This is a genomic window from Synechococcus sp. CS-1329 (assembly GCF_025128055.1).
Lineage (GTDB): Bacteria > Cyanobacteriota > Cyanobacteriia > PCC-6307 > Cyanobiaceae > Regnicoccus_A.
In genome coordinates, this window is record NZ_JAHLYS010000048.1 from 69,293 (window position 1) to 86,896 (window position 17,604).

Annotated in this window: 17 protein-coding genes; 4 read left to right on the forward strand and 13 right to left on the reverse strand. The window is 69.0% G+C overall.

Annotation, left to right across the window (positions count from 1 at the left end):
* Positions 1-44: 44 nt before the first annotated feature.
* From KQ304_RS13090 to KQ304_RS13115, 6 genes are read right to left on the reverse strand one after another with little or no spacing between them, the layout of a single operon-like run.
* Positions 45-590, reverse strand: a complete 546-nt coding sequence (locus KQ304_RS13090) for a hypothetical protein (protein ID WP_259737502.1) — start codon at positions 588-590, stop codon at positions 45-47.
* Between the two features lie 29 nt (positions 591-619).
* Positions 620-1,273: a PHP domain-containing protein gene (locus tag KQ304_RS13095; RefSeq protein ID WP_259737503.1), complete on the reverse strand. Its 654-nt coding sequence runs from the start codon at positions 1,271-1,273 to the stop codon at positions 620-622.
* A 7-nt stretch (positions 1,274-1,280) separates the two neighbouring features.
* Positions 1,281-1,871, reverse strand: a complete 591-nt coding sequence (hemJ, locus tag KQ304_RS13100) for a protoporphyrinogen oxidase HemJ (RefSeq protein ID WP_259737504.1) — start codon at positions 1,869-1,871, stop codon at positions 1,281-1,283.
* 28 nt (positions 1,872-1,899) lie between these two features.
* Positions 1,900-3,483 carry a cryptochrome/photolyase family protein gene (locus tag KQ304_RS13105; protein ID WP_259737505.1) on the reverse strand — a complete coding sequence of 528 codons (1,584 nt, stop codon included), beginning with the start codon at positions 3,481-3,483 and terminating at the stop codon, positions 1,900-1,902.
* Between the two features lie 10 nt (positions 3,484-3,493).
* Positions 3,494-5,467 carry an excinuclease ABC subunit UvrC gene (uvrC, locus tag KQ304_RS13110; protein WP_259737506.1) on the reverse strand — a complete coding sequence of 658 codons (1,974 nt, stop codon included), beginning with the start codon at positions 5,465-5,467 and terminating at the stop codon, positions 3,494-3,496.
* Between the two features lie 23 nt (positions 5,468-5,490).
* A complete protein-coding gene (locus KQ304_RS13115) occupies positions 5,491-6,006 on the reverse strand; it encodes a flavin reductase family protein (protein WP_259737507.1) in 516 nt (171 codons plus the stop codon).
* Positions 6,007-6,118: 112 nt separating this feature from the next.
* On the opposite strand from KQ304_RS13115, the gene coaD reads away from it, so the two are divergent.
* Together coaD and KQ304_RS13125 are read left to right on the forward strand one after the other, a co-directional pair.
* Complete coding sequence (gene coaD, locus KQ304_RS13120; protein WP_259737508.1) at positions 6,119-6,595, forward strand: pantetheine-phosphate adenylyltransferase; 477 nt, start codon at positions 6,119-6,121, stop codon at positions 6,593-6,595.
* A gap of 17 nt (positions 6,596-6,612) precedes the next feature.
* Positions 6,613-7,563, forward strand: coding sequence for a hypothetical protein (locus KQ304_RS13125; protein ID WP_259737509.1), 951 nt, complete (start codon positions 6,613-6,615; stop codon positions 7,561-7,563).
* Here KQ304_RS13125 and KQ304_RS13130 read toward each other — a convergent pair.
* The 5 genes from KQ304_RS13130 to dapF form a co-directional block, all read right to left on the reverse strand.
* The gene (locus KQ304_RS13130; RefSeq protein ID WP_399229441.1) at positions 7,538-8,836 is read right to left on the reverse strand and encodes a D-alanyl-D-alanine carboxypeptidase/D-alanyl-D-alanine-endopeptidase; all 1,299 of its coding nucleotides are present in this window, start codon (positions 8,834-8,836) and stop codon (positions 7,538-7,540) included. The genes KQ304_RS13125 and KQ304_RS13130 overlap by 26 nt on opposite strands.
* Before the next feature lie 10 nt (positions 8,837-8,846).
* Positions 8,847-9,386, reverse strand: coding sequence for a DUF4330 domain-containing protein (locus KQ304_RS13135; RefSeq protein WP_259737579.1), 540 nt, complete (start codon positions 9,384-9,386; stop codon positions 8,847-8,849).
* 90 nt (positions 9,387-9,476) lie between these two features.
* Positions 9,477-10,175: a DUF1995 family protein gene (locus tag KQ304_RS13140; RefSeq protein WP_259737580.1), complete on the reverse strand. Its 699-nt coding sequence runs from the start codon at positions 10,173-10,175 to the stop codon at positions 9,477-9,479.
* Between the two features lie 27 nt (positions 10,176-10,202).
* Positions 10,203-11,396 carry a cysteine desulfurase family protein gene (locus tag KQ304_RS13145; RefSeq protein ID WP_259737511.1) on the reverse strand — a complete coding sequence of 398 codons (1,194 nt, stop codon included), beginning with the start codon at positions 11,394-11,396 and terminating at the stop codon, positions 10,203-10,205.
* A complete protein-coding gene (dapF, locus tag KQ304_RS13150; protein WP_399229444.1) occupies positions 11,393-12,505 on the reverse strand; it encodes a diaminopimelate epimerase in 1,113 nt (370 codons plus the stop codon). Before dapF ends, KQ304_RS13145 begins: the two co-directional genes overlap by 4 nt.
* Positions 12,506-12,529: 24 nt before the next feature.
* On the opposite strand from dapF, the gene KQ304_RS13155 reads away from it, so the two are divergent.
* On the forward strand, positions 12,530-12,751 hold the full coding sequence (locus KQ304_RS13155; RefSeq protein WP_259737513.1) for an Hfq-related RNA-binding protein: 222 nt from the start codon (positions 12,530-12,532) through the stop codon (positions 12,749-12,751).
* 101 nt (positions 12,752-12,852) lie between these two features.
* On the forward strand, positions 12,853-15,552 hold the full coding sequence (gene leuS, locus KQ304_RS13160; RefSeq protein WP_259737514.1) for a leucine--tRNA ligase: 2,700 nt from the start codon (positions 12,853-12,855) through the stop codon (positions 15,550-15,552).
* Here the strand turns inward: leuS and fghA are convergent.
* Both fghA and KQ304_RS13170 read right to left on the reverse strand, forming a co-directional pair.
* Positions 15,536-16,435, reverse strand: a complete 900-nt coding sequence (gene fghA / locus KQ304_RS13165; protein WP_259737515.1) for an S-formylglutathione hydrolase — start codon at positions 16,433-16,435, stop codon at positions 15,536-15,538. The genes leuS and fghA overlap by 17 nt on opposite strands.
* Complete coding sequence (locus tag KQ304_RS13170; RefSeq protein ID WP_399229449.1) at positions 16,435-17,553, reverse strand: S-(hydroxymethyl)glutathione dehydrogenase/class III alcohol dehydrogenase; 1,119 nt, start codon at positions 17,551-17,553, stop codon at positions 16,435-16,437. The genes fghA and KQ304_RS13170 overlap by 1 nt, the downstream gene beginning before the upstream one ends.
* Positions 17,554-17,604: the final 51 nt, after the last annotated feature.

Sequence of the window (17,604 nt, forward strand, 5' to 3'; positions counted from 1 at the left end):
CACCGTGGAGATCAGCCTCAGCCGGGCCGGGGGGTGGCGATCGATCAGGAGTTCATCTCTCTGGCCATGTCTTTGAAGGCATCGATGGTGCCGGGTTTGCCCTTCTGCAGACCGGTGCTCGGCTGATCATCGCCGCCGCTGCCGGCGGGCTTGCGGGCGGCGGGGGCTGAGCCACCCGCGGCGTTGACGCCACCCACGGCAGAGCCCCTCAGCCGCTTGCTCAGCTCGGCAGAGCTCATCTTCTCCACGAAGGTCTTCTTCACCGGCTTGGGCACGCCACCGCTGAGGCTGGTGGCAGCGGCCTTGATCTCGGTGCCTGGCATGCCCGTGCTGGCCCTTTCGAGCCGGGCGGCCATCGAATCCACCTCCTGGATCATTTCCTTGTTGCCGGGGTTGTCGGCATTACCGGGAAAGGTGTGGCGAATCTTGTTGGAGCGCCGCATGAAATTGACATCGCCCAGGCTGCTGGAGGCGTCTGCGTCGAGGTAGAAGCTCTCTTCCTGCTTGGCTTTCTCCGGTTTGGCTTTGGCGGCCTTGGAGGTGAAAGCTCCTTCGGAGCGGTTGCCGAGCAGACGATCGAAGAGACCCATGGTCAGGGAACGGAAACCTGCCAATGAGCCTAGCGGCCACCAAGCCCCAGCCCATGGGTATCTGTACCGCAACTTGTCAGCAATCCCAGCCGATTGAGCTGGGCGGCGATTGACTCACAGACCAGTGGCGAGGGGCGCCAGCACGGACTCTGTTCGTAGTCGTAGTAGGCCTCGGCGCCATCGAATCCCAGCTCCGCCGCTGCCGTGATCAGCAGGTGGTACGGAAGGCGGTAGCGGGCGGGATGGGCCAGCAGAGCCAGCCCGCCGGCGGCATGGATCGCCCGTCGCACGGCCCCGGCCCGGAGCGCCGGGCCCACCACGGCGTTGCCCTCCAGGTAGGGGGCCAGGGCGGCATGGCCCGGGTCGAAACCCAGCCCCAGCACATGCACCAGGCAGCCCTCCAGCAGGCAGCTGATCTCCACACCGCTCCAGAGCGTGGGGACCTGCCAACCCCGCTGGCGGTGCTGCTCCAGCCGCCGTTGCAGGGGCCCGAGGGCCGCCGTGCTGTGGTGATCGGTGACAGCGAAGTGCTCCAGGCCCCGATCCACCGCCTGGTCGGCCAGCCACTCAGGCTGGAGGCTGCCGTCGCTGCAGGTGGTGTGGCAGTGGAAATTGAGCCGCCCGGGGCAGCAGGACGGCTCCACCCGTCGCAACACCGCCACCAGCGGATGTTCAGGGGCCATCAGCCGCTCAGGTGCCACCGGCCAGCGCCTCCTGTTCCGCGCGAAGGCGTCGCCAGCGGGCATAGAACTGGATCGAGCCGGCCATCGCCACCACCAGGGCCACCAGGAACCAGGTGGCCGCACCGGTGGGGAACTGGCCCTTGAACACCACCAGCATCACCACCAGCACCAACATCAGGGTGGGGAGCTCGTTGAGGGCCCGCAGCTGTCGCCCGCTCCAGCGGCAGCGACCCTCGCGCAACTGGCCCATCAGGCGATAACAGAACCAGTGGTAGGCCAGCAGGGCCAGCACCACGGCCAGCTTGGCGTGCATCCAGCCCTGCTTCAGCCAGAGGGGCTGGGCCACCAGCAGACCCACCGCCATGGCCACCGCCACCACCATGCCCGGGGTGGTGATGATGTTGGCCAGACGCCGCTCCATCAGGGTGTATTGCTGCTGAAAGGCGCCGCGCAGGGGCTCCTCCAGCTCATCCGCCTCCACGTGATAGATGAACAGACGCACCAGATAGAACAACCCGGCAAACCACACCACAACCCCGACGATGTGCAGGGTCTTGAACCAGAGATAGGCCTCCGCTGGCAGGACCGGGAGCGTCATCGGGGCAAAGCAGAACGGTGGTCTCAAGCTAGGGGAGCTGCTCCTCCGCCTCGGTGGCCTCGTGATGAACCAGGGCCGCAGCGGCGATGGCCTGGCGCTCCCCGGCATCGAGCTTGTCGAGATGGGCGAGCATCAGGGCCATGCGCGGGTTGCCGCGCAGCACGGCCTCATGGCGGTCCAGAAAATTCCAGTAGAGGGTGGTGAACGGGCAGGCGCGGGGGCCGGTGCGCAGGGCCGGGTCGTAGCGGCAACCCTTGCAATAGGTGCTCATGCGCTGGATGTAGCGACCGCTGGCGGCATAGGGCTTGCTGGCCAGCCGCCCGCCATCGGCATGGAGGCCCATGCCGAGCACATTGGTCTGCATCACCCAGTCGTGACCATCAATGAACAGGGCGTGGAACCAGGCGGTGAGGGCCTGGGGGTCGAGACCGGCCAGCAGTCCGTAGTTGGCCAGCACCATCAGCCGCTGGATGTGATGGGCGTAGCCGCTGGCCGCCACCTCCGCCAGCACCTCATCGACGCAGGCCATGCCACTGCCGCCGAGGGTCTTGAAGAAGCGGGGCAGGGGGCGGTGGTGGCCGTAGGCGTTCAAGCTGGTGTACTCAGGACCGAACCAGTGGTAGAGGCCATGGGTGTATTCACGCCAGCCCAGAATCTGGCGGATCACCCCCTCGAGGCTGGCCAGGGGCAGCGGCTCGCCCCGCTGCTGGCGCTCGGCGCCCGCCTGCTGCAGGCGCTGGATCACCTCCAGGGGATGCAGCAACCCGAGGTTGAGATAGGGGCTGATCAGCGCATGCCAGAGGGTGGGCTGGCCGCTCACCATCGCGTCCTGGTGGGGGCCGAAACCATCGAGGCGGGTGTGGATGAAGTGCTCCAGCACCTCCAGGGCCTGGGCGCGGCTGACCCCCCAGCTGAAGGGTTCGAGTGATCCCGGCAGGCCAGCCGGCTCGGGTCCTTGCTCCAACGCGCGCACCTTCTCGATCACCGCCTGGGTGATGAGATCGGGCTCGAAGCGAAGCGGCTGGGGCCCCTGCAATCCCCGTCCGGGGGGGCGCCGGTTGTCGTGATCAAAATTCCAGCGACCACCCAGGGGTTGGCCGTCCTCGATCAACACCCCGAACCGCCGTCGGCCCTCCCGGTAGAACGTTTCCAGGCGCATGGAGCGCCGGGAGCGGGCCCAGGCGGCGAAGTCCTCCCGGCTCCAGAGAAAGGCATTGGAAGGGATCCAGCGCAGCGGCACGCCGAGGCTGCCGCTCTGCTCCAGCCGCTCCACCGCCTGGCGGAAGGGCCGATCAGCCGGCTCCATCAGCCGCAGCTCCTTCAGCCCATGCCGCTGGATCCAGCCGCTCAGGGCGGCTCCAAAGGCCTCAGCCTCGATCAGATCCACCGTCCAGCCGGCCTGGCGCAGGTCGTGGGCGAAGTGGCGCATGGCGCTCCAGACCAGCACCAGCTTCTGGCGGTGGTAGCGCCTGAACTGCAGCACCGAGCGGCTCTCGATCAGCAGCACCCGTGCCCCGGACGGCTCGACTGAGGCCAGGGCCGCCTGGCAGGGGTGGAGCTGATCCCCCAGCACCCAGAGGCCGATGGCCGCCGTGGTCGTGGCGGGGCTCAACGCTCGTGCCTCATGCCACCGCCAGCGGCTCAGCTGGCGACTCGCCATCGGGCGACTCCTCGGGATCGCCGGGGTGGAAGTAGCTCCACACCTGCTGGGCCAGGGCCGGACCCACTCCGGAGGCGGCGGCGATCTGCTCGGGGCTGGCCAGCTGGATGGCGTCGATCGAGCGGAAGTGACCCAGCAGTTCCTTGACACGCTTCGGGCCGAGGCCGGGGATGTCGGAGAGACGGGAGCGTTTCATCCGCTCACCCCGCTGCTGGCGGTGGAAACTGACCGCGAAGCGGTGGGCCTCATCGCGCAGCCGCCGCAGCAGCAGCAGACCCAGCTGGTCGGGTTCGCTCTCCAGCGGCTGGCTGGCGCCGGGCAGGAACACCTCCTCCCGCTGCTTGGCCAGGGAACAGACCACCAGCTCCTCGTGCAGGTTGAGTTCACGCAGGGCTTCCATCACCGCGGAGAGCTGGCCCTTGCCGCCATCGATCATCACCACGTCGGGCCAGTCGCCCAGTCCGCCGGTATGCAGAGCCGTTCTGGCCGCCCGGCGCAGCTCCGAGAGGTCGGCCCCCTCTGCTTTGGCCTGCGACCAGCGACGGAAGCGCCGCCGCATGATTTCCGCCATCGCCATGAAATCGTCGGAGTGGCCGGCACTGATGCTGCTGCTCTGGATCCGGTATTTGCGGTAGTGCTGCTTGGCGGGCAGCCCATCGACGAAAACCACCTGGGAGGCCACGGCATCACTGCCCTGGATGTGGCTGATGTCGTAGCCCTCGATGCGCCGTGGCGGCTGGGGCAGGTCGAGCAGCTGGGCAAGGTCTTCGGTGGCCAGCTGGTGCTGCTCGGCGCTGCGCTGGGCGCGGCTGAGCTCGAAGGCGGCGTTGCGCTCCACCAGCTCGATCAGATCGGCCTTCTGCTGCCGCTGCGGCTGCGACAGCCGCACCTTGCGGCCCCGCCGCTCACTCAGCCACTCCTGCACCAGCTCCTGGCGGGGCAGGGGGTGTTGCACCAGCACCTCAGGCGGAATCTCCACGGACTCCACCTGGCTGTAGTGCTCCTCCAGCACCCGCTGCAGGATCTCGCCTGGGGCGGCGATGCTGGCATCGGCGGTGTAGCCCAGCCGCCCCACCAGCTTGCCGGCGCGCATCTGGAACAGCTGCACCGCCGCCAGCCTCTGATCACAGGCCAGGGCCAGCACATCCCGCGACACGGAGGCATCGGGCAGGGTCATCTTCTGCTCGGCGGTGAGCTGCTCAAGGCCCTGCAGCTGGTCCCGCACCCGCGCGGCAGCCTCGTAGTCCTCACGCTCGGCGTAGCGCCCCATCTGGCCGCGCAGCAGCTCCAGCAGTTCGTCGCTGCGGCCCTGGAACACCATCGCCACCTTGCGCAGGATCTGCTGGTAGGCCTCGGGGCTGACCTTCTCCTGGCACACCCCGGGGCAGCGGCCGATGTCGAAGTTGAGGCAGGTGCGGTCGCGGTAGAGGGGCTGGGGACGCTGGCGCAGGGGAAACACCCGCTTCACCAGAAAAAACGTGCGCCGCAGCAGGCCCACATCGACGTAGGGGCCGTAGAAGCGATCCAGGGGGCTGCGCAGCCGCCGCCGCCGGGTGATGAAGATGCGCGGGTAGGGCTCGCTCCAGGTGATGCAGAGGTAGGGGTATTTCTTGTCGTCCTTGAGCAGCACGTTGAAGTGCGGCTGGTGGGCCTTGATCAGGTTGGATTCCAGCGCCAGCGCCTCCGCTTCGCTGTCGGTGACGATGAATTCGATCTCACAGATCTGGCGCACCATCAGGCCGATGCGCGGGCTCAGATCGTGGGACTCACGGAAATAGCTGCGCACGCGGCTGCGCAGACTTTTCGACTTGCCGATGTAGAGGATGCGGTCCTCGGCGTCGCGCATCAGATAGCAGCCCGGCTCAGCCGGCAGCTCCTTGAGCCGCTGGCTGAGGCGATCGGGATCGCTCAGGAGGGGCTGGGCGAGGCGGCCCATGGCAGCGGTGTCCGGGGTCTGGCTCAGCCGCCGTACTGCCAGCCGGTGGGGCCCAGTTCAAGGGCCGCTCCATCGCGGTGCAGCACGGCGGTCTTCACTTCGGCCACGAAGACGGTGTGATCCCCATGAACCACCTCACCCACCAGCTCGCACTCCACGGCGCCGAGGGCCGCCTCGAGGATCGGCAGTCCCAGGGCACCCAGGCTGTAGGGGGCGGCGTCGAAGCGGCCGCCGATGCCGTTCTGGGGCTTGAAGAACACCGCCGCCAGGTCCTTCTGGTCGGCCGCGAGCACGTTGAGGGAAAAGCGCCGGGTGCGCTGAATGATGCCGTTGCTGGTGGAGTCGGCCCGCACGGCCATCACCACCAGGGGTGGCTCGAAGGAGCCCTGGGTCACCCAGCTGGCGGTGAAGCCATTGATGGTCTCGCCTTCGGCGACGCCGCAGATGAACAGCCCATGGGGGATCTTGCGCAGCAGCGTCTTTTTGGCGGCGGCGTCGAGGCCGCCACTGGCTGAGCTGGTGGGAGCGTCGGGGGCCATCAACAGGTCGCAATCGATACGACGACTTTAGGCAGCGAGGTCCACGGCGGCGGCGCCATCCATAGGATCCGCGCCATCGCTTCCCCGCGGGGGGCCCCATGACCAAGCCCCCATGAAGGCCGTCTATCCCGGCAGTTTCGATCCGCTCACCCTGGGCCATCTCGACTTGATCGAGCGGGCCGAGCGGCTGTTCAGCGGCCTGGTGGTGGCGGTGCTGCAGAACCCGAGCAAGCAGGCCAGCTTTCCCCTGGAGCAGCGGCTCAGCCAGATCCGCCAGGCCACCTCCCACCTGGAGCGGGTGGAGGTGAGCAGCTTCGACGGCCTCACCGTGGACTTCGCCCGCCGCTGCGACTCCGCCGTGATCCTGCGGGGCCTGCGGGCGATGAGCGATTTCGAATTCGAGCTTCAGATCGCCCACACCAACCGCAGCCTGGCGGCGGAGGTGGAAACCCTGTTCCTGGTCACCGCAGCCCACCACAGCTTTCTCAGCAGCAGCGTGGTCAAGGAGGTGGCCCGCTTCGGTGGAGATGTGCGCCACATGGTGCCGACTGGAGTGGCGGATGACCTCGCCAGGCTCTTTAATCGGTAATCCCCTGCCCCGCTGAGATGGCCGACACTCGGATCAGCGTGCTGGATCAGATCGACCAGCTCGAAGAAATCGTGCTGGAGGGCAGCCGCATTCCATTCAGTGGTGGCCGCCTTGTCAATGAGCAGGACGCCATCGAGCTGATGGACGCGGTGCGCGAGGCGATACCCGCCCAGCTGGACCAGGCCGAGGAGTTGCTGCGCCAGCGAGAGAGCTTCATCGCCCAGGCCCGACAGCAGGCTGAGGAGATCATTGGCCGCGCCCGTCAGGAGCGGGAGCAGCTGATCAATTCCGCCGCCGTGCGCCAGGAGGCCGAGCGACAGGTCACCGAGCTGCGCGAACAGGCGCGCCAGCAGTGCGAGCAACTGCTGCTCTCGGCCCGGCAGCAGGTGGCCCAGGCCGAGCAGGAGCACCAGACTCGTCTGGCCCAGACCGAGCAGCAGTTCAGCAGCCGCCGCCAGCAGCTGGAGCAGGAGTCGATGCAGCGGCGTCAGCAGCTCGACCAGGACTTCGTGGAGATGAAGCGCCAGTTGGCGGAGCAACACGAGCGCTCCCGCCAGCAGAGCCTGCAGGAACTGGAGAAGATCCGCCAGGAGGGGCTGCGCATCCAGCGCGAAAGCCAGAGCGAAGCCGAGCGCCTGCACAACGACGCCCTGCAGTTCCGCCAGCAGACCCAGCAGCAGTGCGAAGCGCTGATCAGCCGCACCCGCCAGGAGGCCACCACGGTTCAGGACGGTGCCAACCGCTACGCCGAGCAGGTGCTCACCGAATTGGAGGGACGGCTGGGCGAGCTGAGCAAGGTGGTGCTGGCCGGCCGTCGTGAACTGGTGCGCATCCAGAGCACCGAGGTGTCCGCCTCCGCCGAGAGGTCCACCACCGCCCAACCGCCTGCCGGAGAGCAGGCGGCGGTGCCCATCAGCCGCGCCCGGCGCGCGGCCTCACGGCTCAGGCAGGTGGCTGGCAGAGGCTGACGTTCTGCACCTCCCGGAGCACCAGGCCGATCCTGGTGTTCGGTGCTCCGGAGCCATTGGAGATCATGCTCACGTAACGAGGCCCATCACTGGTGTTGAGCACGCCACTGATGGAGCGCACGCCGGTGAGGGTGCCGGTCTTGCCGCGGAAGCGGCCCTCCAGGCTGGTGCCCTTGTAGAGGTTGCGCAGGGTCCCCCTCTGGCCAGCCACCGCCATGGAAGCCATGTAGTAGCCGGCATAGGGGTTCTGCCCCATGGTGAGCAGCAGGGCGGCGAGGAAGCGACTGGTGAGGCGATTGGCCCGATCCAGGCCACTGCCATCGGCCACCTGGACCCCCTGCATGGGTAGGCCCTGCTGGTAGAGCCACTGCATCTCGGCCTGACGGCTGACGGCCAGGTCCCAGCTGCCACTGGCCTGGCGCAGCAACACTTCGGCGGTGAAGTTGTGGCTTTCGCTGTTGGCCAGGCTGAGCAGGTTGTGCATCGAAGCCGAGGGCTCCTGATGGATCAGCACCGCGTCCTGGGGCAGCGGTGTCTGGGGGGAGATCACGCTCAACTCCACGGCCTTGCCGCCCTGGCGCACCAGCTCCCTGTTCAGCAGGGTGCGCAGGCGGGAGGTGGGGTTGGACACCGCCATGTCAATGGCGTTGCTGGTGAGGGCCAGACGGGTGATCGGAGCGCCATAGGCATAGGCGCGATCACCTGGATGCCAGCCCTGGGGCCACCAGGCCTGGGGCGGCTCCTCCGCCAGTTGCAGCCGCACCAGGCTGGGAGGCGCTCCATCGGCACCACCGGATCCGAGCGCCAGCTTGGCGAAGCGCTGCAGCTGGGGCACAGCCAGATCGGGGTCACCCTCGCCGGTCAGCCGGAGGGTGCCATCCGACAGCCGCCAGAGACGGGTGGTGAGGCGATAGTCGGGACCGAGACGATCGAGGGCGAAGGCCGTGCTCAGCAGCTTCTGGTTGGAGGCCGGCACCCGCGGCTGCAGCCCGTTCACATCGGCCAACAGACGGCCGCTGCCATCGGCCACCGACACGCTCCAGAGGCCGGCCTCAGAGCCCAGGCTGGCCTGAACCCGCTGCTGCAGGGCTGGGCAGCTCACCTGGCTCTGGAGCCTGGGCAGACCCGCCGCCGCTGGGGAGCCCGGCAGGCGTGCCAGGGGATCGGCGGCCAGCACCGGCAGGCCCGGCAGCAGGCTGAAGCCCACGGCGAAGGCAGCGGCCAGCGGGCGCTGGAGGCGGTGGGCCTGGGGTTGCGATTGGAGTGGGGACATCATCAGCATTTCAGGATTGGCCAAGGAGAAGACCGCTCACGGAGCCGTTGAGGCGGTAGTTGCGACCCTCCAGTTCCACCGGGGCGCCGATCTTGAGGTTCTGGTTGCCGAAAACCACGCCGCCATCGGTCTTGCGGCCCTGGCCCTCGAGGACGAAGCGGGCGTCAAGGGACCCCACCAGGGCCTGGTTCGGATCCTCCGCGGTGACGACGCTACCGTCGGGTTGCAGGGCCACCAACCTGCGCTGCAGCCGCTGCAGGTCTTTGAGCCTGACGGTGCCGTGCGGTTGGTTGCGGATCACGATGCTCACCTTGCCCTCCTCCCGGGCGGCAGCAATCAGCCCTTCAGGATCAGCGGAGGGAATGCCGCGCACATCGACAATCACCGTGACCGGCTGCAGGGCTCCGGTGGCGGTGGCCACGGCACCACTGAGTTTGGGGCTCCAGAGCACACCACCGACGGCCAGCAGCACGGCGGCGCCGGCGCCGACATCGACCAGACCCCAGCGGGAGGAAGCGCGTGGTGCTGCGGGGGTGGGCTCGGGGGGCATGGGCAAGGGGCAGACGCGCAACTTTAAGGAGGCTTTGCCGCCGCGGCCAGGGGGTCAGCGACGGCTCAGGGGCCGCCAAGCCAGGGACTTCTAGTTGTTCAGGCTGCCGATGAAGCGGTCGAGGGCCCGCAGGCCCTCCGCCACATCGGGACCCTGCTCAGACCTGAGGGCCTCCGCCTGCTGCTCCGCATCGGGCTTCTGATCGAAGCTGGCGGCTGGGCGGTAGCCATCGGGATCCAGGCGGTAGAGCTCCCAGGGGCCGGGGGCAGCGAAGCGAAGAGCTCCGTTCTCCAGGGGCAACAGGGCATAGGCCGCCCGCCAGGTAGCCAGGAATCCCCGGCGGCGCTCCCGGGCCACGCTGCCGATGCCCACGGCGGCATCCTCGAGACGTCCGTTCAGCAACGCCACGGCGCCGCGGTGGGCCTGGCAGAGGCGCTCCACCTCTTCGTACTCAGTCTGGGCCGGCTCCACCAGCACCAGCAGAGCCTCGGCGGAGGGATCGCTGTCCTGCTCCTGACGCCGCAGCTGTTCGCTCAGGGAACCCAGCTGGGGAGCCAGGTCAGGGGCATCCCGGCGGGCCAGGGCGGCGGCCCCGGCATCGGGAAAGAGCAGGCGCAGCGGGCGCTCAGCGGGGTTGAGGGCCGCCAGCAGCCTCAGGGCCAGGGGCAGCAGCTTGAGCCCCTCAAAACGCAGCTCCATGGTCCAGCGACCGTTGGGGTTCTCGCTCAGGGCCTGGTGGAGGGCCACCACGGCCTCAGCTTCGGCGCTGCGCAGATCGGCAGGAAGCACGCGGTATCTCGCCACAGATTCGCGACCCTACCCAAACTCCGCGGCTGCCACCGCCCGGCGAGCGCGCTCGAAACGGGCGGGGACGGAGTGGAGCTGCTCCTCATTCAGCCAGGGCCCCAGGCTCAGACGCAGACCGCTGGCCGCCAGCTCGGGCGGGTAGCCCATGGCCTGCAGCACCGGGCTGCCGCCGGCGCGTCCCCCCTGGCAGGCACTGCCGCTGCTCACCGCCAGGCCCTCGCGCCAGAGGGCCTGCACCAGGCGGCGGCCGGGCAGGGGGCGGCCGGCCCCGTCGCGCACCAGCACACTGAGGTGATGGGGCAAGCGCTCGCTCGGGCAGCCAGTGAGCTCCACGCCGCCAAGGGCCTGCAGGGCCTGCCGGAGCTGGTCCCGCCAGGGCTCCAGGGGATCGCGGCCGCCGTGCTGCTCCAGCCGCCGCTGGGCCAGCTGCAGGGCCTGGGCGAAACCCGCCGCCAGCACCACCGGCTCAGTGCCGGAGCGCAGCCCTCCCTCCTGGCCACCGCCGGCGATCATCGGCCGCAGCTCCAGGCCGGGACGGACCAACAAAGCGCCGATTCCCCTGGGGCCCTCCAGCTTGTGGGCGGTGAAGCTGAGCAGATCCAGCGGCATCGACGCGAAGTCGATGGGGCGATGGCCCACCACCTGCACGGCGTCGCTGTGCAGGATCACGCCGGCCCGACGACAGCGCTCAGCGATGGCCTGCAACGGCTGCAGTGTGCCCACCTCGCTCTGACCCCAGATCAATGACACCAACCGGGTGGGGGGTTCCAGCAGGGCTTCGAGCCGGTCCAGCCGCAGTCGGCCCAGCTGATCCACCGGCAGGCGCTCCACGCTCCAGCCCGAGCCGACCAAGCGCGCGGCGGCAGCCTCCACCGCCGGATGCTCCACCGCCGAGATCAGCAGCCGGCCGGGGGGCAGGGCCGCGGCGGCCCCCAGCAGCGCCAGGTGAGCCGCCTCGGTGCCCCCGGAGCAGAAGGTGAGCTGCTGGGCCTCAGCACCGAGCAGGGCGGCGATCGTCTGGCGGCTGCGTTCGAGCGAGTCGGCCGCCGCCAGCCCATAGCCATGCAGGCTGGAGGGGTTGGCCCAGGCGCAGGCCGTGGCGGCGGCCATGGCCTCCAGCACCGCCTCGGCCGGGGGAGCACCAGCCGAGGCATCGAGGTAGAGCGGCTGAGCAGCAGCGGCGGGGACGCCAGCCAGCGTCACGGAACCGGACGCTCGGGCCCGTCAGCATCGCGGCCGAGCCTGGCCTGACCGCGGGCTTCCAGGGTCTGGGCCGCCATGGAGACCAGATCATCGAGGGAGCGGCTCTCCAGCAGCACCTCCACCCGGCGGCGGGCCTCGGCGCTGGGACAGGCGTCCGGCCGCTGGCAGCCTTCGGTGCAGGCCGTGGCGCAGCTGAACTGATCGTCCGCCACCACTGCAAACGGTTCCGGCGCAGCGGCCGGAGCGCTGGGTGGAGCCAGCACTCCGTCGAACACCGGTTCCGCGGGGCCCGTCATGAACAGATGGTTCGTGCGCGGGTCCCAGTCGATCCAGAGGGAGCCACCGGGCAGATCCAGCCGGGCCGAGCGGGCGCTCAGGCCGAGGCGATGGCAGGCCACCAGGGTGGCGCAGGCACCGGTGCCACAGGCCAGGGTGGGACCGGCGCCCCGCTCCCAGACGCGCATCACCAGATGATCGGAGCTGAGCGCCTGGACGAAATGGACATTGGTGCGAGCCGGGAAAACGGGGTGCTGCTCCAGCAGGGGGCCGAAGCGCTCCAGGTCCACCGTCTCCAGCTCCGCCACCGGGATCACCGCGTGGGGATTGCCCATGCCTGCGGCGGCCACCGCGAAGCGGACCCTCTCCACCTCCAGCTCCCCCTGGGGCAGACCGGCCGGGCCGATCGCCAGGGTGGTGGGCACCTGTTCGGGCAGCAGGAACGGCTGGCCCATGTCAACGCGCACCGTGCCATCGCTCAGCAGTTCGGGCACCATCCGGCCGGCCATGGTCTCCACCTGCCAGGTCCTGCCGGCTGGATCGCCGTCGCTGTCGGCGAGGAAACGGGCCAGGCAGCGGATGCCGTTGCCACACATCTCCGCTTCGCTGCCGTCGGCATTGAAGATGCGCATGCGCAGTTCCCCGTCGCCTTCGGGGGGCAAAACGAGGATCACCCCGTCACCGCCCACGCCGAAACGCCGGTCGCAGATCCAGCGCACCCGCTCCGGATCGAGGCCGAACAGCTCCTGGGACTCGGCGGCCTCGCGCCCGTCGAGCAGCAGAAAGTCATTGCCCAGCCCCTGGTACTTGCTGAATGCCAGCACGGCCCTCATCCCGATCCACATAGCCTGAATCCTATGGAGACCAACGACCTGGATTCCAGCCTGCCCGGGGTGCGCCTCCTTCAGAACTGGGTGCGCCAGCGCACGACCCTGCGGGTCCGCTTCCCCAGCGGCGAGCAGCTTGAAGGCTGTCTCGACTGGCAGGACCCCGAGTTTCTGGCCCTGCGGCCCGCCGATGCCCAGCAGCCGGTGCTGATCCGCCGCGCCGCCCTCGAAACGATCCAAGCCCTGGAGTGAGCCCAAGCCCTGGAGTGAGCCGAGACGGAGCCGCCCTGGCGGCTGTGGCACGATCACAGCCACGCACTCAACGGCTGATGCGAACCGGCCGAATCCGGAACATGGCCGAGCCCGACACCCGATCCAGCAGCGGCTCCAGCTCGGAGGGCAGCCGCTACCACCCCGAGGCGATCGAGGCCGCCTGGCAGCTCCGCTGGCAGGAGCAGGGCCTGCACCGAACACCTGAAACCGACGGCGGCGACGAGGCCAGTGGCAGCGGCGACGACACCTTCTACGCCCTCTCGATGTTCCCCTATCCCTCGGGGAACCTGCACATGGGCCATGTGCGCAACTACGTGATCACCGATGTGATCGCCCGGGTGCAGCGGCTGCGTGGCCGCAGGGTGCTGCATCCGATGGGCTGGGATGCCTTCGGTCTGCCGGCGGAGAACGCCGCGATCGAGCGGGGCGTGGATCCCGGCGACTGGACCGACGCCAACATCGCCCAGATGCGCTCCCAGCTGCAGCGCCTCGGCCTTTCGATCGACTGGGACCGGGAGGTGGCCACCTGCCACGCCGACTATTACCGCTGGACCCAGTGGCTGTTCCTCCAGTTCCACGAGGCGGGGCTGGCCTACCGCAAGGAAGCGACGGTCAACTGGGATCCGATCGATCAGACGGTGCTGGCCAATGAGCAGGTGGACGGCGAGGGCCGCTCCTGGCGCTCCGGGGCGAAGGTGGAGAAGCGACAGTTGCGCCAGTGGTTTCTGCGCATCACCGACTACGCCGAAGCCCTGCTCGATGACCTCGACCAGCTCGATGGCTGGCCGGAGCGGGTGCGCACGATGCAGTCGAACTGGATCGGCCGCTCGGTGGGAGCCCAGCTGCACTTCCCGATCCTCCCGGCGGCAGGAGCCGCCAGCGCAACCGCCGGCGGAGCTGCGGATGCTGCGGATTCGGACCACTCGATCACGGTCTTCACCACCCGCCCCGACACGGTGTACGGGGTGAGCTACCTGGTGCTGGCCCCGGAGCACCCGCTGGTGGCCCGCCTCACTGCCCCCGAGCAGCGCCTGGCGGTGGAGGCCTTCTGTGATCTGGTCAGCGACCAGAGCGAACTGGAGCGCACCGCCGAGGACCAGCCCAAGCGCGGGGTGCCCCTGGGCACCAGCGTGCGCAATCCCTTCAACGGCGAAGCGATTCCCCTCTGGATCGCCGATTACGTCCTGGCCGACTACGGCAGCGGCGCCGTGATGGGGGTTCCCGCCCACGACCAGCGTGATTTCGTCTTCGCCCGCCAGTACGAGCTGCCGGTGAAGCGGGTGATCGTGCCCGAAGGAGCCCAGGAGCAGGCCTACGACGGCGGCGCCTGGACGGCGGGCGGTCGCCTGGTGCACTCCGGACCCTTCGATGGCCTCGAGGCCGCCGAAGCCCGCGCCGGAATCGTGGCCCTGGCCGAAGAGCGCGGCTGGGGTGAGGGCAAGGTGAGCTATCGCCTGCGCGACTGGCTGATCTCCCGCCAGCGCTACTGGGGCTGCCCGATCCCGATGATCCACTGCGGCAGCTGCGGAGTGGTGCCGGTGCCGGCGGAGCAGCTGCCGGTGGAGCTGCCCAGGGATCTGGCCTTCAGCGGCAAGGGCGGCTCACCCCTGACTCAGCTGGAGAGCTGGGTGAACGTGGCCTGCCCCAGCTGCGGCCAGCCAGCCCGGCGGGAGACCGACACGATGGACACCTTCATCTGCTCGTCGTGGTACTACCTGCGCTACAGCGATCCCCACAACACCCAACTGCCGTTCGAGCGCGCCGCGGCCGACCGCTGGATGCCCGTGGATCAGTACGTGGGCGGCATCGAGCACGCGATCCTGCACCTGCTCTATTCCCGCTTCTTCACCAAGGTGCTGCGCGACCGGGGCCTGCTCAGCTTCGATGAACCCTTCCAGCGTCTGCTCACCCAGGGGATGGTGCAGGCCATCACCTACAAGAACCCACAGACCGGCAAGTACGTGGCACCGGCCGATGTGGCCGATCCCAGCGATCCCCGCGATCCGATCGATGGCGAGCGTCTCGACACCTTCTTCGAGAAGATGTCCAAGTCGAAGGGCAACGGCGTCGATCCAGCCGTGGTGATCAACCGCTACGGGGCCGACACCGCCCGCATGTTCATCCTGTTCAAGGCGCCTCCGGAGAAGGATCTGGAGTGGGACGACGCCGATGTGGAGGGGCAGTTCCGCTTCCTGCAGCGGCTGTGGCGGCTGGTGGATGGGGCCGTGGCCCGCGGTCTGCGCCTGAACCATGCAGGCGGCCCAGGCACACCCCCAGAAGCCGTCAACCCGGCTGAACAGGCCCTGCGCCGGGCCGTTCACGGCGCCATCACCGCCATCGACGACGACCTCGCCCCCGGCCACTACCAGTTCAACACCGCTGTCTCGGAGCTGATGAAGCTCAGCAACGCCATGGGGCCCCAGCTGGAGACGGCGGGCGAAGCCGTGGCGATCGAAGCCCTGGGCGCCCTGGTGATCCTGCTGGCCCCCTTCGCGCCCCACCTGGCCGAGGAGCTCTGGGACCGGCTGGGTGGAGACGGCAGCGTGCACAGCCAGCGCTGGCCGGTGGCCGACCCCAGCGCCCTGATCCAGGACACCGTGCCCCTGGTGATCCAGGTGAAGGGCAAGGTGCGGGGCCAGCTGGAGGTGCCCGCCGATGCCGATGCCGCCACCCTGGAGCGGCTGGCCCTCGAGAGCGACATCGCCCTCAAGTGGCTGGAGGGCCAGGCGCCGCGCCGGGTGATCGTGGTGCCCGGCAAGCTCGTCAACCTGGTGCCCTAGACCCGCTGCCCTGGGCCTCGCCCAGCAGTGCCGAGCCGTGGTGGCGCAGGTGGTCGTCGATGAAGCTGGCGATGAAGAAGTAGCTGTGGTCGTAGCCCGGCTGGCGCCTCAGCAGCAGCGGGTGGCCCACGTCCCGGGCCGCCGCCTCCAGATCATCCGGCCGCAGCTGGCTCTCCAGAAAGGGATCGTCAAGACCCTGATCAATCAGCAGCGGCAGCCGCTCCGACGCTGAGGCGATCAGCTCGCAGGCATCCCAGGCCCTCCAGCTGGAGCGATCAGCGCCGAGATAGCGACCGAAGGCCTTCTCTCCCCAGGGACAGCGGCTGGGGTGGCTGATGGGCGCAAAGGCCGACACCGACTCGTACAGCCCGGGATGACGCAGGGCACAGACCAGGGCGCCATGGCCCCCCATCGAATGGCCGCTGATGCCGCGGCGGCCGTTGAGGGGCAACTGCCGCTCCAGCAGCGCCGGCAGCTCCTCCACCACGTAGTCGTGCATGCGGTAGTGGCGCGACCAGGGCTCCTCGCTGGCATTGAGATAGAAACCGGCCCCGTGGCCGAAATCCCAGGCCCCATCGGGATCGCCAGGCACCTCGGGGCCCCGGGGGCTGGTGTCAGGAGCGATCAGAGCCAGGCCGAGGCTGGCGGCCAGCCGCTGGGCTCCGGCCTTCTGCATGACGTTCTCGTCGGTGCAGGTGAGCCCCGAGAGCCAGTACAAGGCCGGCACGGCGGCTCCCGAGAGAGCCTGGGGCGGCAGATACACCGCCAGGGTCATCTCGCACGCCAGCACCTCGGAATGGTGCCGGTAGCGCCGGTGCAGCCCACCGAAGCAGCGGTTCTCACTGAGCGGGCTGAGCGGGCTCGGCGGGGGGGAGGGGGCCATCAGCGGTTGAAGTGGATCACCGAGCGGATGCTCTGGCCGGCATGCATCAGCTCAAAGGCCCTGTTGATCTCCTCCAGGGGCATGGTGTGGGTGATGAAGGTATCGAGCGGAATCTCCCCCCTCTCGAAGCGCTCCACGTAGCCCGGCAGTTCCGTGCGGCCGCGCACGCCACCGAAGGCCGAGCCCCGCCAGACGCGGCCCGTCACCAACTGGAAGGGGCGGGTGGAGATCTCCTGGCCAGCGCCGGCGACGCCGATGATCGTGGATTCACCCCAGCCCTTGTGGCAGCACTCCAGGGCCGCCCGCATCACCTGGACATTGCCGATGCACTCGAAGGAGTAGTCGACACCGCCATCGCTGAGATCGATCACCACCTCCTGGATCGGGGCGTCGAAGGCGCTGGGATCGAGGCAATCGCTGGCACCCAGCTGCCGGGCGATGGCGAACTTCTCCGGGTTGGTGTCGATGGCGATGATGCGACTGGCTCCGGCCATCACCGCACCGATGATCACCGCCAGGCCGATGCCCCCCAGCCCGAAGACGGCCACCGTGCTACCGGGTTGCACCTTGGCGGTGTTGAGCACCGCGCCGATGCCGGTGGTGACGCCGCAGCCGAGCAGGCACACCTTCTCCAGCGGTGCCTGCTTGCTGATTCGGGCCACGGCGATCTCGGGCACCACGGTGTACTCCGAGAAGGTGGAGGTGCCCATGTAATGGTGAATCAGCTGGCCACCCCTGGAGAAGCGGCTGGTGCCGTCTGGCATCAGGCCCCGACCCTGGGTGCCGCGGATCGCCTGGCAGAGGTTGGTCTTGCCGGAGAGGCAGTAGCTGCAGGCCCGGCACTCCGGTGTGTAGAGGGGAATCACGTGGTCCCCCACCGCCACAGAGGTCACGCCGGCTCCCACCTCCTCCACGATCGCTCCGCCCTCATGGCCGAGCACGGCGGGGAAGATCCCCTCAGGGTCCTGGCCCGAGAGGGTGAAGGCATCGGTGTGACACACCCCGCTGGCCACCACCCGCAGCAGCACCTCGCCCGCCGCCGGTGGAGCCACCTCGATCTCGGTGATCTCCAGGGGCTGGCCTGCCGCCCAGGCCACCGCAGCGCGGGAACGGATCATGGCCGCAAAGGAGCGGAACTTAGCAACAGTGCCAGGGGCCACCCATGGGGC

Bases quoted from the DNA above. Each gene is read 5' to 3' on its own strand.
- KQ304_RS13115 (WP_259737507.1), bottom strand. From the start codon at position 6,006: ATGGCCCCCGACGCTCCCACCAGCTCAGCCAGTGGCGGCCTCGACGCC.
- leuS (WP_259737514.1), top strand. From the start codon at position 12,853: ATGGCCGAGCCCGACACCCGATCCAGCAGCGGCTCCAGCTCGGAGGGC.
- KQ304_RS13125 (WP_259737509.1), top strand. From the start codon at position 6,613: ATGGCCGACACTCGGATCAGCGTGCTGGATCAGATCGACCAGCTCGAA.
- KQ304_RS13170 (WP_399229449.1), bottom strand. From the start codon at position 17,553: ATGATCCGTTCCCGCGCTGCGGTGGCCTGGGCGGCAGGCCAGCCCCTG.
- KQ304_RS13095 (WP_259737503.1), bottom strand. From the start codon at position 1,273: ATGGCCCCTGAACATCCGCTGGTGGCGGTGTTGCGACGGGTGGAGCCG.
- fghA (WP_259737515.1), bottom strand. From the start codon at position 16,435: ATGGCCCCCTCCCCCCCGCCGAGCCCGCTCAGCCCGCTCAGTGAGAAC.
- coaD (WP_259737508.1), top strand. From the start codon at position 6,119: ATGAAGGCCGTCTATCCCGGCAGTTTCGATCCGCTCACCCTGGGCCAT.
- KQ304_RS13090 (WP_259737502.1), bottom strand. From the start codon at position 590: ATGGGTCTCTTCGATCGTCTGCTCGGCAACCGCTCCGAAGGAGCTTTC.
- KQ304_RS13130 (WP_399229441.1), bottom strand. From the start codon at position 8,836: ATGTCCCCACTCCAATCGCAACCCCAGGCCCACCGCCTCCAGCGCCCG.
- uvrC (WP_259737506.1), bottom strand. From the start codon at position 5,467: ATGGGCCGCCTCGCCCAGCCCCTCCTGAGCGATCCCGATCGCCTCAGC.
- dapF (WP_399229444.1), bottom strand. From the start codon at position 12,505: ATGAGGGCCGTGCTGGCATTCAGCAAGTACCAGGGGCTGGGCAATGAC.
- hemJ (WP_259737504.1), bottom strand. From the start codon at position 1,871: ATGACGCTCCCGGTCCTGCCAGCGGAGGCCTATCTCTGGTTCAAGACC.
- KQ304_RS13135 (WP_259737579.1), bottom strand. From the start codon at position 9,386: ATGCCCCCCGAGCCCACCCCCGCAGCACCACGCGCTTCCTCCCGCTGG.
- KQ304_RS13155 (WP_259737513.1), top strand. From the start codon at position 12,530: ATGGAGACCAACGACCTGGATTCCAGCCTGCCCGGGGTGCGCCTCCTT.